Annotated in this window: 14 protein-coding genes, 1 tRNA gene and 2 pseudogenes; 3 read left to right on the plus strand and 14 right to left on the minus strand. The window is 60.6% G+C overall.

The features are described 5' to 3' along the window. Positions 1 to 10: 10 nt before the first annotated feature. The 8 genes from AB7245_RS45485 to AB7245_RS45520 all read right to left on the minus strand — a co-directional run bounded on the left by AB7245_RS45485 (position 11) and on the right by AB7245_RS45520 (position 6316). A complete protein-coding gene (locus AB7245_RS45485) occupies positions 11 to 439 on the minus strand; it encodes a hypothetical protein (protein WP_155258279.1) in 429 nt (142 codons plus the stop codon). Positions 440 to 531: 92 nt separating this feature from the next. Continuing rightward, a complete protein-coding gene (locus AB7245_RS45490; protein WP_155258278.1) occupies positions 532 to 882 on the minus strand; it encodes a hypothetical protein in 351 nt (116 codons plus the stop codon). Between the two features lie 622 nt (positions 883 to 1504). Next, positions 1505 to 2158 (minus strand): integrase family protein, encoded by a 654-nt coding sequence (locus AB7245_RS45495; RefSeq protein WP_028154526.1) that lies wholly within the window; start codon positions 2156 to 2158, stop codon positions 1505 to 1507. A 362-nt stretch (positions 2159 to 2520) separates the two neighbouring features. Further along, a tRNA-Ser gene (locus tag AB7245_RS45500) sits at positions 2521 to 2587 on the minus strand. After that, a complete protein-coding gene (locus tag AB7245_RS45505; protein ID WP_162479017.1) occupies positions 2578 to 3648 on the minus strand; it encodes a relaxase/mobilization nuclease domain-containing protein in 1071 nt (356 codons plus the stop codon). Before AB7245_RS45505 ends, AB7245_RS45500 begins: the two co-directional genes overlap by 10 nt. Further along, entirely contained in the window at positions 3645 to 4163 is a 519-nt protein-coding gene (locus AB7245_RS45510) for a plasmid mobilization protein (protein WP_028152791.1), read from the minus strand. The genes AB7245_RS45505 and AB7245_RS45510 overlap by 4 nt, the downstream gene beginning before the upstream one ends. 421 nt (positions 4164 to 4584) lie before the next feature. Beyond that, entirely contained in the window at positions 4585 to 5565 is a 981-nt protein-coding gene (locus AB7245_RS45515) for a ParB/RepB/Spo0J family partition protein (protein ID WP_439035861.1), read from the minus strand. Continuing rightward, complete coding sequence (locus AB7245_RS45520) at positions 5555 to 6316, minus strand: ParA family protein (RefSeq protein ID WP_439035862.1); 762 nt, start codon at positions 6314 to 6316, stop codon at positions 5555 to 5557. The genes AB7245_RS45515 and AB7245_RS45520 overlap by 11 nt, the downstream gene beginning before the upstream one ends. A 567-nt stretch (positions 6317 to 6883) precedes the next feature. Here AB7245_RS45520 and AB7245_RS45525 point away from each other — a divergent pair. Together AB7245_RS45525 and AB7245_RS45530 are read left to right on the plus strand one after the other, a co-directional pair. Continuing rightward, positions 6884 to 7204, plus strand: a pseudogene (locus tag AB7245_RS45525) (WGR domain-containing protein). 61 nt (positions 7205 to 7265) lie between these two features. Beyond that, a pseudogene (locus AB7245_RS45530) lies at positions 7266 to 7536 on the plus strand (HU family DNA-binding protein); the annotation flags it as partial. A gap of 52 nt (positions 7537 to 7588) precedes the next feature. On the opposite strand, the gene AB7245_RS45535 reads toward AB7245_RS45530, so the two are convergent. The 3 genes from AB7245_RS45535 to AB7245_RS45545 form a co-directional block, all read right to left on the minus strand. Continuing rightward, positions 7589 to 7732 carry a hypothetical protein gene (locus tag AB7245_RS45535; protein ID WP_171901352.1) on the minus strand — a complete coding sequence of 48 codons (144 nt, stop codon included), beginning with the start codon at positions 7730 to 7732 and terminating at the stop codon, positions 7589 to 7591. A gap of 62 nt (positions 7733 to 7794) precedes the next feature. Beyond that, on the minus strand, positions 7795 to 8106 hold the full coding sequence (locus AB7245_RS45540) for a DUF736 domain-containing protein (protein WP_028152788.1): 312 nt from the start codon (positions 8104 to 8106) through the stop codon (positions 7795 to 7797). Between the two features lie 711 nt (positions 8107 to 8817). Then, positions 8818 to 9000, minus strand: a complete 183-nt coding sequence (locus tag AB7245_RS45545; RefSeq protein WP_148777359.1) for a hypothetical protein — start codon at positions 8998 to 9000, stop codon at positions 8818 to 8820. Positions 9001 to 9148: 148 nt separating this feature from the next. Here AB7245_RS45545 and AB7245_RS45550 point away from each other — a divergent pair, with 148 nt between their 5' ends. Beyond that, positions 9149 to 9349: a hypothetical protein gene (locus AB7245_RS45550; RefSeq protein WP_439035863.1), complete on the plus strand. Its 201-nt coding sequence runs from the start codon at positions 9149 to 9151 to the stop codon at positions 9347 to 9349. A gap of 138 nt (positions 9350 to 9487) precedes the next feature. Here the strand turns inward: AB7245_RS45550 and AB7245_RS45555 are convergent, their stop codons facing one another. From AB7245_RS45555 to repB, 3 genes are all read right to left on the minus strand, one after another. After that, complete coding sequence (locus tag AB7245_RS45555; protein WP_439035864.1) at positions 9488 to 9907, minus strand: hypothetical protein; 420 nt, start codon at positions 9905 to 9907, stop codon at positions 9488 to 9490. A 101-nt stretch (positions 9908 to 10008) separates the two neighbouring features. Next, positions 10009 to 11241, minus strand: coding sequence for a plasmid replication protein RepC (repC, locus tag AB7245_RS45560; RefSeq protein WP_439035865.1), 1233 nt, complete (start codon positions 11239 to 11241; stop codon positions 10009 to 10011). Positions 11242 to 11458: 217 nt separating this feature from the next. Next, positions 11459 to 12466: a plasmid partitioning protein RepB gene (gene repB / locus AB7245_RS45565; protein ID WP_439035866.1), complete on the minus strand. Its 1008-nt coding sequence runs from the start codon at positions 12464 to 12466 to the stop codon at positions 11459 to 11461.

The raw sequence follows: 12466 nt of genomic DNA on the forward strand, positions 1-12466 counted from the left end.
CGCAATTCCTCTAACCTCGTGCCGCCCCCCACGTACTCCTCATTGTACTGGCCGGAATGCAGCGCCTCGAGATCGGAGATGCCTTGCAGGTTGAGGATCGCCAGCGGACGATGGGTGCCGTCTCGACCACCACGTCGTGGGACAGCACGATCCCGGCGGTGTAGTTCGGCCCTTTGATCTGGCGAGCACCTCCGTGATCATCAGTGCCGCTTCTTTGGCATGTAGGCGGGGAAATCCTCGACCATGCGCGGGTGGTGACGAGCTTGGTGTCGTTCTCTTCAAGGGACGGCAGCGCGTATTCAAAGCACAGCTTGCGCGCGTCGGCAGGCGCATGCGGGCGATACTGAACGCCGCAGCCGCAATCGGCGCACCGCCCGGCGAGATTATCGGCCAAATGGAGCGGTGTCAGGGCCGCGCAGACAAGCACCGTCTTGCTCATGCCTCCACCTATATTCCTGCCGGGCCGCGATCGGCCTCGCAGGATCGCCAGGGAAGAAAACGCTCGGCCTCACGCAGGCTGCGCAGCATGTATTACTTCTTGAGAATGCCGATGTCGGTGTTGCCCAGGTTCTTTATGGCGCGTTCGGCGGCGGGCGTGTCCACCGCGTTGTCGTGGGAAGTTGGAGCCGGACTAACCGAGGAAGCATCCACGTCGCCCGTCGCTGCGTGGCTGAGCGGGTTGCCCACGTTGGGACTGGAGTAGCCCGCAGTGCCGCTTATGGTATGCCCAGTCGATAGGGTGCCGCCCGCATAACCTTTCGAGCCGGTGGTCGCAGTTCCACTCGCCGCCGAGCCGCTGCTGCTCGATCCACTCGCACTCTGGGCCGAAGCGAGCGAAGAGCCGCCAACGAGCAAGATCAAGATAACTGCGATGTGGTTCAAGAGCTGTCCTCTACTTGAATGACCGCTCAATGGGCTGCACCTCCGAAAGTTCCTAGGGACCTCCCGCTCTCCAAGCCACCACGTTGATGGTGGATCGCTCCCCGAATCTTGCTGCGCCGGAGCTCCAGGAGGTGGCCTCGCTTACGGATAGCCCCACACCGCCGAGCAATCCTTACGTCGTGCACCGGCCGCCTCAGGATCCAGTGCCGCCGGTGGCTAATCCGAACAAGGCGGCCTCCACTCAAGAATTAGGGGCGCGCGATTCACATAGGTTATGGAAAGGATTTATTAACCGGGACAAAGTGGCATTCCGGGGCTGGTTAAGCCATTTCATTTCGGAATTATTGAAACCCGGAAAGCGTGAGGGGCCGCTGTGGACGACAGCGGTCCTTCTTTGTTGTGCGAGCTACTTCGGTGCCTGCGAGCCCGGGAACCGCAGCCCCTCGCTCACATGCAATCCAGTCTCGGCTTGTCTGGCTTTGCGGAGGATAGAGACCGACACCAATTCCGCTTCTGGCCTTGAGCCGGCCGTTTGCCGAGCGCCCTGCTACTCTTGGGGCAGACCGGGAGCCTTGGATCGGACGCAACCAACGCTTTTGACCCTCACTGTTGGCTCGACGGCCTATCCTGTCCTCCGGTCCTCAAATTGGGTCACATTGGCGCCGGTCAGGAATACGGCCCAATCCTTCATTAGCGCCCGGCGCTTTTCGAGCTTTTGACCTCGTTGATAGGCTGCGGTCGTCTCGCTCTTGTATTTGTGGGCCAGTGCAGCTTCGCGTACGCCATCCGGATAGTCGGTGCATTCCTCGGCCCAAGTTGCGAAGGTCGACCGGAATCCGTGCACCGTTACACGTCCGTATGCGTAGCGCTTGAGCGAGGACGGCCACTGATCGCGATGCTTCTCGCTCCAGCTCGACCAGTTCGCCCGGATGTAGGCTTCCGCGCATTCTTCGAACGTCGGCAACACAACCTTTGCCTCGACGGCTTTCATTTCGTCGCGTGCTTTTCGCCTCTCCTGCACGATATCCACGCCGGCGGTGCTGCGATCGCCCTTTACGCGCAGCCGAGCCGCATCGCGCGCAAGACGTGCGTCCTTGAGCGACACGTCCTTCAACGAGCCCAGGCCGTGCCAGCGCTCTTTGCCGTCTTTCCAATATCTGTATGACCAGCTCTTCGATGTTGGGCCGGTGATGATCAAGTAGAGCCCAGCACCATCAGCGTATTTGCCGGGCTTGGTTTGGCGTTCTATGTCGAGTGGTTTGAGCCTTCCAGCCATTGTTCCTCCAGGAAAACCGTCCTCCGAACCCACGGGTAAAAACTACGGTTAGTGAGCAGATTAGGAAGAACACCGACGAACTGCGAAGTACAGCTTTTCGGCGCAAGTCACTGATTTTGCTGTGGAGTCCGAATGACTACGAACAGAGGAGAACAATATACTGGCGGAGAGGGAGGGATTCGAACCCCCGTTAACCCGCCACACTTTCGCAAATCGCAGCCCGCACGCCGGCTCTCCGCGCCCGATGTTGATCGTTCACGGCGAGAATTGATCCGCGACCGTTGAGGATGTATCAATGAGACATCCCTCGCCTCGAAACATCGGTCGGCCAAGTCTGGAAAATCAAAGGGTTACGCTGGAATTGGTAGCGGGAGAGGGACTCGAGCCCCCGACCCCAGGATTATGATTCCTGCGCTCGCCTATCTCGTCCTTTCATCGCCTCGCGTATCGTCGCGCCGGTCTGCAACGACGCCCTGCTCTGCGCCCACGCTCCGGATTTTCGCAAGCTCCGACAGCTCGCTTTTCAACGTATGCCGGCGGGTTTCGACTGCGGGCATATCCTTGACGAATTGCCGAACCTGGCGAGCCAACTCGCGATCTGCTGCCGCTCCAGAACGCTGCAGCTCCGCGGCATAGTCTAGATATCGCCGCCGAATGGCGTCCTGACGTGATTCAATCTTTTCCTCCCAGGGATGTTTGGCGGTTCTGCCGCCCCTCACCTCCGAAAGCACCTCCTTACGGGCGAGCCGATCGACATCGGGCGTGATCTTTCGCTTGCGTAAACCAAGCACCGCTCCGCGATCGGCCTTTCGAACCCGTCCGCGGGTTCGCCTCGGCGTTGCCTCCGCCGCGATCCCGCGCAGCCGGAGCTCGCCGGCAAACCGTTCTCGCCAGGCCTGAAGATCCGCTTTGCGGGGGCTGAGGCGTTTGCCGTCATGGCCCAAAGACCGAACGGTCAAGTGCACGTGGGGATGCTTGTCATCGAGGTGCTGGACGAAGACGTAGTCGTGGTTGTCCCCGAACGTCTCGATGGCAAATGCCCGAGCTGAATCCTTAACCGCAATGGCATCGGTACCAGCCGGCATCGATAGAATGATGTTGATCGAAAGCAATCCATCACGGCGGCGCTTGTCGAGGCCGGCATCATCCTCCCAGCGTTGCTGCAGATCTTTCAATCCGGAACGACCCGCCAGCGTCGCGCCCTGCTCAGTTTCCGCATCGAGCTCGCCGTTTCGCGTGATGTAGGCCAGGTGCGATTTGAGATGCGCCACGTCCTTGGTACGACCGGTGATCTTGACCATCACCTCGGGCGCTCGGCGCACGATGCGTTCGAGCTTTGCACGCATCGCCGGCGTAAGACGGCCTGGAGCGGCCGGATCGGGGATATCCCACTCGGCCCGCCGTGGGCGCCGATTGGGCGTTTCCCAAACATACGAGATCGGCGGAAGTTCGGAGTCCAGGTCGGCTGGCCGCAGCGAGCGACGGCTCATCGCGGTCCATCCCAATAATCCGCGTTGCCGTGCAGCGCACTACGCAATTGCGCGAGCTCTCTTTCGATGACCAATTTGGCTTCTTGAATTACCGACAAATCGGGCTCAACCGCCCTGCCCTGTAGCACACTGGTGTTTGCGGCCCGCGCGATCTGGTTGATGTTGCCGCCGATCCGATTGAGCTCGCGAACGATCGCGCGAAGCGCGTCATGCTCGTGCGGGGAATGCTGCACCGGCGACCCCAATCGCGAGCGCACCAGCGCGACGATCCAGCCGGTTCGGGTCATGCCGCGCTGATGTGAGACCTCCGCCAGCTGCCGCATCTCGCTCTCGCGAAATCGCACCGTCACCTTTTCCGGCCGTCCGACCGGCAACGCCAAGATGCGCGGCGCTGGTGCAGCTAGTGCATCAGCAATGAGACGCCGCAGCAGCGCAGACTTACCGCCCTGGGTAGCTGCAAAAGCTGAGAATTCTGCAGCGACTTCGTCGGAGACACGAAGCGAGATCAGAGCCATGCACTCCAATCCCAATCGCGATGTAATACATCGCTGGCGCGAAGCCTATCCTGCACTAGAAAGTGCGAATCCTTCCCCCTCCATGTTGGTTCAAACCAACGGGCTCGGCAGTCAAATCTCGGGGGGTGCTGGACGTGAGATCCAACACGGTCGCCGATCGATGCGGAGAATTCCTCCGGGAATGACGAAGCCGTCGCCCCTAATCCTTGTTCTCCACGAAACCCGCGCGTCCAGATCGGCAACATTGGAATCGAGCATGTGGACCGCGGCTTTCCAGCAGCCTCCGGCCTCTCTACGGCGCTGTGGAAGGCGCGTTCGGCCTCCGGCTGCTGCGCTAACGCGCCATCCTTCGGATGGGAAATCCGCTCCGCCGGCGCACCAACTGTAGCAGCGTTTCTGCGGAGGCTGTTCAAGACAAGCTTCATGCGAACAGTATCTCTTCGATTGTAACCGTCGATGCCGGAACCTCTTCCGCCTCTTCTGTACCATCGATCAGCAGCACGGCATGGCGTGAGCCTCGAGACGCGAGTCGATCGATCAGAAGACAGCCCATGCGATCTTGGTGACGCACTCTGATCGTCAGCGATGGGCTCATTCGCGCATTCCGATCGGCCAAGGAGTTGAGAGGTTTCTCCGCGATCGCGGTTACACCGTCTCTCTCGCTGGGTCGCAATGCCACTGGCGATGCGATCGGGCTTCGTCCGGCTTGAGCTCCAGGCGGCCCTTCGCCATCAGCAGGGGAGCCGCGGACTTCGCTGCGAATTTTGCGAGCCAGCTGACGGGCGTGGGCGTCGGTGAAACTCTGCTGTGCTGCGCATAAAGTCTCGACGGCGTGGGGCTGCTCACGCCAAGCCTGATAGAGTTCGTACACAGCACGGATTGATGAGCCGGCAAGCTTCGACTGGAGGAACTCCGGCATGCTCTGGACCGACGCGTAGCGAGATACCCAGTCCCTCGGCTTGCCGAGCTTGCGCGAGATGTCGGATTGGTTGTCACCCTGCTCCAAGCGGTCCGCGACGAACGCTGCAATTTCGGGAGCATCGAGATCGTCGCGCTGAATATTCTCGATCATCTGAACATAACGATCCGCAGAACCAACGGCATGAATGAAAGCCGGGATGTCCCGGAGCCCGGCGCGCTTAGCAGCACGATACCGCCTCGCACCCACGACGATCACATACCGGCCTTCCTCGGTCGCTTGGCGCAGCACGATCGGTTGCAGCACGCCATGCTGACGGACTGATTCCGCGAGCTCCTCGAGTTTCTGTTCGTCGAAACTGCGACGAGGCTGGTCCGGATCTTCGTCAATACGATCGATGGCGATGCAAGTCGGTTGTCCGATTGTGGCGGCACCATCTTCCGCGGCATCGATGAGCTGCTTAAAGCTGAGATCAAGCGCCATGTGCCGGCTCGTCCATTTGCGCGACGATCTTGGCGAGAACCTCGCGGATTTCCCGACCAGCCTCCTGGGCAGAGCGGCGCTTCAGCTTCCAGACCGGCAGGCGTTCGGCAACGGCCTCGGCGTAGCCGTCCCTTGCAACGATCTGACCCGGGAACACATATTTGCCCGCCTCGCGCAACAGTTGCTTAAGATGGCTCCTTTGACGGGGCGATTTCGTATTGAAGTTCGAAGGCAGCAACCCGAGGAACTTGGTATCCTGGCGGCCGTAGCGCCTCTGCACGCCGATCACGGTCTGCATCAGACCTTTGACGCCCTTGATCGAATAGTCCTCCAGATAGATGGGAGCCAGCACATGCGACGCCGCCACCAAACAGCCGACACTGCGCAGTCCAAGTGATGGCGGCGTATCGATGACGCAGGCATCGAACTGATCCGACGCGATAGCGAGGTTCTCTTGCAGAGTCGTTATGGCGGCCGCACTGCTGCGATCGAGATCGGTCAGCGAGCTATCGGCCGGCGCGAGCGTTAGGGACTTGTCTTCCCGAGGTACGACACGTATCCCCGGCTTGAACAGATCCGCGGCTAACGTTGAACCGGCGTAGTGCCTCAACGTATCCGACGCATTGCTTTGCGCATCAACGTCGATCACGAGGACGCGGAGATCCGCTTCCGCCATGAACCAAGCCAGATGCACGGCAAGCGTCGTCTTGCCGACCCCGCCCTTTTGATTGTTGATGACAATGGTCTTCATCTTAAGGTCCGAAATGGATCTAACAGTGCGGGAGCCATGTCCTTGTCCATCATGTCCTGGGGGATGTTGGTTTGAACCAACAGACGATTGCGAATCCGGTCACCGGAACGATCCCGGAATTCGTACAGCGAATCCCCTGCCACAAGAGTCAGGTCAGCCCATAGCCATGGAGGGAAATTCTGGCGAAGTGAGCCGGCAATCGTGCTCGTTGCTGAGCGGTCCGCGACCGGTCGCGAGAGGATCGTCACGCGAAGGCGCGGAGACCGCTTGTGGGCTCCGGGAGCGTCGCCGCGGCGGCGCGAGTAGAGCCGTCCCCGAAGGGGCTCGCCCAAGCAGGCAAGGCTGTAAGAGCCGCAGGAACTTTGAATTAGAGCCGATCTCTTTCGGGCGGCTGTTCTGATCAAGACTGGCGCAATTGCAAGCCAGGAATTGCGACGCGCGTCCGATGGCGAAGTCTCCATCGAGGAGAGATTCAATCCGACAAATAAGACGGGGGTGCGGCATTCTCCGGCCCGATGGACCTATTGATAAAGTGAATCGATCTGCCCGGTCGATTCATAAAACTCATTGGACGGCGCTTCCCTCCGAAGCGAGAATCTGTCCGTGCCGAAACCCGAACCAGAACCGCTTCATCTGCGCCGCATCGAAGCCCGCACAATATGCGGCGGTTCTATGCGCTATCCACCCAGCCCACCTTATTCGGAGATCCGCAATTGGGGCCGCATCGGCACGAGTGGCAAAACCATGGTGCAGACCTTCGATAGTAGTGCGGAGGCGATCGAAGCATTCGTACGGCTGGAGCGTGCGAAGCGGAGGCGCGGTTACGCTGTCATGGACGAAAACCGCCTTAGGCTGACATTCTTTCGAGGATTACGGCTCTGCCTGTGATGGCGGCGCTATCTGGTCCACGGCCTTGACGAGCAAGATTGAAAGAAGACGGAGCTCGTCCATGACGACTGCCAATGAGATCGCCGAAAAAAATTGCACCGAGAACGACCTGACAAAGGCTCAGGCGAAAACCATCGTCGATAGCGTTTGCAACGCGGGCACTGATGCGGCGTGAGCGGAGCCGAGCGAGCCTTCCCGGGTTCGGCAAGTTCAAGGCCAAGGACAGCCCCGCTCGTGAGGGGCGCAATCCATCGACCGTCGCAACGATTGCAATCGCAGCTTCCAGGAAGCTGCCTTTGCGAAGGCCAAAGCCCATCAAAGATGGTCTGAACGCAGGAGCGGACCGTAATGAAGGTGCATCGCAAAGATGCAAGAGGACGGGGCTTATGCCCGCTCCTCGGCTGCGAGCGCTTTGTTGCGTTGGCGGATGAGTTCGGCCAATTCGACTTCGAGCGCCATGCGCTCCGCCGGCGTGAACAGGCATTCGCGCAGCTCGGCGCGCAATTCTTCAATGGTGTCGACGATCATGATCGCATCTCCGGTAGAAGGGAGCGGGCCCCGCCTTGCGGCGGAGCCGATTTCCTGGAGCTTCAGTCCCGGTTCGGCCGAGACCAGATCAGTTGCAGGCCTTCCGCACCTTCGACTTCGATCAGGGTGGCGTAGATCGGAGCCGGGAAGCTCGGATCGTCCAGCTTGACGGAGAGGTAGTCGCGCTCGGTGTCCTTGGCGGTCTTCTGCCAGGCGGCGCCCAACTCGACGTTGCCGGAGTAGATGCGGAAGTGCGGTCCCTTGTCGGAAGGGGTGTCGACGCGGATCAGCTTGGCCTTGACGTTGAGGTTGAGCGTCTTGATCGCGCCGGAGAAGCCATTGCCCGTGGACGTGAAGGTGCCGATGGTAGCCATTGTCTCATTCCCTTGGTTTTCTCGGGCCGCGCCGATCGCGACCTCGATGGCGGTCGTGAGACCGGAGGCGATCGACCTGCACCCAAAGGGCCGAAATGAAATGGAGGGCGGCCGGCAGCGACTTTCTTGGACCGCGAGGAATGGTGCGCAGCGCCAGGTGAAGAAAGTCGAGGACGGACGTTGCAGGGACAAGATCGAGAGCCCGCGAAGCGGGATCGGCCTTCGGTCAGACCAGCCTCTATCGAGGATGCTGATGGGTGCGCCCGTCGCTAAACCACATGGAATGAAGACAGGCGGCCCCGATCCGTTCGGCCATTCGGATCTCAGGCAATGGGCGCGGCAAGCAAAATGCAGCTCACCTTAATAGGTCACCTGGACGGCGCGCATCACCCGCAATGGAGATCGTCACCGTCAGCATTTCGGCGTAGCCGTCGAAGTTGCCAGCGCAAGATCGATAACGAGGCTGGCAACGTACTCGCCATGTGGATGCAACCCGCCCACCGCATCCATGCGACCGAGCGCCCCGCGAGGCGTAAAACAGATGCTACCGTCGCTTGGCATGCCGGCCTCCGAGTCCGGGACGATTCCGCCGGCACGCGCGATGGAACGAAGCTGGGCGTTCGGGTTGTCACTCCACATCGACGGAGAGGGTTGTGAGCACAATCGGCCGCTGCAGCAATCCGGCTTCCGGGCTCGATTTCAACTCGAACGTTATTTGGCCGGCGGTCGCAGCGGGCTTTCCGCCCACTTCCGGGCGGCGGGATCGCGCAGCGGATCGTCCTCGCAGACCAGGCAGACGTAGCGCGGCCGGCCGGGCGCGACGTCGTCGGGGACGGCCGTCATCGGCTTACCGCACTTCGGGCACAGCTTCCGGCTGAGGTAGAGCGGAGTCATGATTTTTGCCTGCCGGGACCAGCTTAGTTTCCCGTGCGCCGCGAGCACAAGTAAATCGCCGAAAATTGTCCGCATGCATCAGGCCGCTTGACGCGGAGCGCGTCTCACGTTGAAATCCGATTTTAAGTGATGTTGCGGGGGTGGCGTCGTGGAAGACTTTTATAGGGGCTTCGCACAGCGGGCGCGCGATCTGGCGGAGAACGCGGACCCATTCACCAAGCGGCGGCTACTCGACCTAGCCCAGCGGTTCGATCTCAAGAGCAAACCGGGAGCCCCGGGCAGTCGGACTCTCCCGCCGCCGCGCGCGACGCCACCGACGGTGCTGTTTTCCGGCTCCGGCGAAGCTTAAAACTAGTCGGAGCGCGGGCCGGTCGTCGGGTTTCTATGTCTTCATGACCGGAGGTGTCGGCCGCGCGCGGTCGCGGTGCTCGCGTTAGTACAAGCTGGGCCCTATTGCACTGAATCGCGCTGACCGCGGCGCGAGGAGTCATCGCCTGCGCCGCGCGATCTCGTCAGCGACCATGCCCTCCGCCCGCACCAGCCGCTCATGCAGGGTCTCGAACAGATCGAGGATGTCATCATTGGTTTCATTCTTGCCCTGCTCGATGGCTTCGGCGACGAGCTCATCAAGGGGCGTCTCCTTCAATTGGCCTTTCTCCAGAAGCTCTTCAAAAAGACTGTCGCTGCTCGGCTGCGGTTGGATGCGACCGTCGGAGTTGCACCAGACAGTGAATGTCTGTTGTCCCAGAACGGCGTGCTCGACCATCTCCGCATCCAACGGAATCAGCGTCCCCCAGGCCTCGCCCGCCTCGTCCGCGAACCCCGCCACGTACATCCGTTGCTCTGCGGCACCTTCATCACGAGGCTGGAAAAATGGCGTGAGGGTGATTGGAGGGTGTTTTGCCATTGACGATTTCTCCGAACGGCTTTGCGTCGACACAGCGCAGAAGCCGGGTCAGTGCGGGTAGCTTCGATCACACCAAAAAAGCAAGGTCTCGGCTCCTCGCCTCACGCCCGCTGCTTGTCTCGCCGACGAGAATTGATCTGCGCCATCAGGATCGGGCCAAGCGAAAATTCGCCGATCTCGGCTTTTCGCGTCAGACCGCGCAGATAACCCCCGGCGGAATTGATCGCCGTCCCCCGCTGCAGGATACACGCGACGACGATGGCTGCGGGCACCTCGCCCATAACCTTTTGCGCCTCCTCCCAGGCGCTCGGACTGATCCCCAGCATCGATCGCACGACGGCCGCTGTGGCCAGGAAATCGCGCCAGTTCGAAACCCCACCCTTCGCATAATCGACGATGTCCGGGCATGCACTCAGGACCATTCCTAACGGATACGCCCCCTCCCCGACTCGCGATGGTTGAGGCCTTGGCTCAGCTCCCGCCGCCCTGCCTTCTTGAAGGCTAGGTTCAAGGTCAATGAGGGTATCTGGATTTGAATTCTGTATGTGGCGCTCAGAATGGGACTCATTGGCGCTCGGATTCTTGGATTTGATATGTGTTTCCAGAAGATTGAGCACGTCATCGGCGAGCTGAGACAACTCGTCGGCGATCGGCTCGAGCTCCTGGCGCGTCGCCGTGCGCGGAATCTGATCGACGATCGCGCGGAAGGCCGCGTGCACGACCTGCCAATTGGCAGGCCCCTGCCCTCCCCTTCGCGTCGGGACGGCTTCCTCGATGCCAGTTGCAATCATCTTCGCGATGTCGCGCCGGCACAGTGTAATCCGCTCACGCACGAGCTTCAGTGCGCGGGCCTCGGCTTCGATATCGTCCGCCAGGCTCTCAAACTCCTCCGAGCGCACGACGAGCGGCGACAGATCGAATCCGAAAGCGAACTCAATTTCGCCGGTATCGTCCTTTCGCGCATACCGCTTGCCATTCGGACTGTCGCGCCGAACGATCAGACCCGCGTCGACCAGCACGGCCAGATGGCGCCGCAGCGTTGATGCCGGCATGCCGTGCGCTCGCCGAGTGAGTTGATGGTTCGACGGGAAAACGATTAGATCATCCTCCCCTGTCAGCGCGGTCTCAGGATGAAAGGTTAGAAGCGCGTTCAGTACCGAGAGCGAGCGCTCCGACACCCCGAGGCGCGGCCTTGCCGTGCAGATGGCATGGAAGATCTTCCATTTGTGCACGATCTTTTCGGGCGGTCGTGCCGTTGCGACCATTTGACTTGCCACATGGGCAAGCGTCAGTGATCGCCGCCCAAAGGGCGTCGTTGGAGGATGTGACTGCATGTCTTTGCCTTAGTTTGGGCAAAGAAAATCTGCTCGCCGAAACGACGCCAAAAGGCTTGACACCGATTCGCGGAAGTGTGATTCTTTGGGTGCGAATACAAAGAAGGGGCTTCCGGAACGGCGACGTGACGGGGGCCTTTTTCTTTTGCCTATGGTTCTCCGACTCGGTTGCGTTGGTCTTGATCCAGTCGGCTCATTCCGACCGGGCAAGCTATGTTCATGCCGGCGGATCGCCAGCTTTGAATTCGTCGTAAAGGGTCTGCAGCTTCTCTCTGACGAAGTCGCCGAACTTTGGTGCGACGCGATCGTCGAATGTCAGAGTGAGCCTCTTGCCGACGCGAGAGACTTTGGCAGCATGCGTTCCGTCCTTGGCCGCCCAATTCTCGGCGCGCGCGCGCAACGTCTTTTTACGCAGCCCCGCGGCAAGGGCCTCGAAGCGCTTGTCGGTGTCCAACGCGTTGAAAGTTGGGGCCTTGACGATTTCGAGGGCGCGAGCACGATTGGCATCTTGATCCAGCAGATCGGTGAGTTCCTGCCAACGCACACGGCCGAAGGCTGGCGCCGGCCCGATGGCGTCGATAACCGCGACAGGCACCCGGGTCGCGATCGCGATGAGCCGCGAGAGGGCGGCTTTGTCGACGTTCAGCGATGCCATAATTATCTCGCGCGAAAATTTTCGATCCTCAAGGCGGGCTGCGAAGCGCGCGCGCTCGATAAAGGTGAGATCGGTGCGGCCGCTATTTTCCTGGCCCTGGGCGATGACCAGTTGCTCATCGGTGAGGGAGCGAACCACCGCCCTCACCTTTATTCCGAGCTCACGCGCTGCCCTGAGGCGGCGGTGCCCGAATGCTACCTCATAGCGCTCGGTGCCGCCGGGCTTTGGACGTACAAGGATTGGTACGTTCTGGCCGTGCTGTCGGATGAGCTCGCGGAATGCAGCGTTTTGCTCCTCCGTCGCCTCCATGCGGTCCGGCACAAAGGAATTGTCAATGAGCGCCGGATCGAGGTCGACGATCACCTGCCCTTCGATGAGCTTCTGCTCGATTTCCTCCGCGCGCTTTACCTTCTCCGAAATCCCGCCAAGTGAGTGCGATATCGCACCTAGCGCGCCAGATTGTTTGATCGTGCGTTCAAGCCCGAGAAGAGGGCGCGCGCGTTGCGGGGCGATCTCATGCGCTTCTGACGGTTCCGTCACGGGAGCATCAAAATTGATCTTGCGCGCCAT

The sequence above is a fragment of the Bradyrhizobium sp. 604_D8_N2_3 genome, assembly GCF_051810765.1.
Lineage (GTDB): Bacteria > Pseudomonadota > Alphaproteobacteria > Rhizobiales > Xanthobacteraceae > Bradyrhizobium > Bradyrhizobium barranii.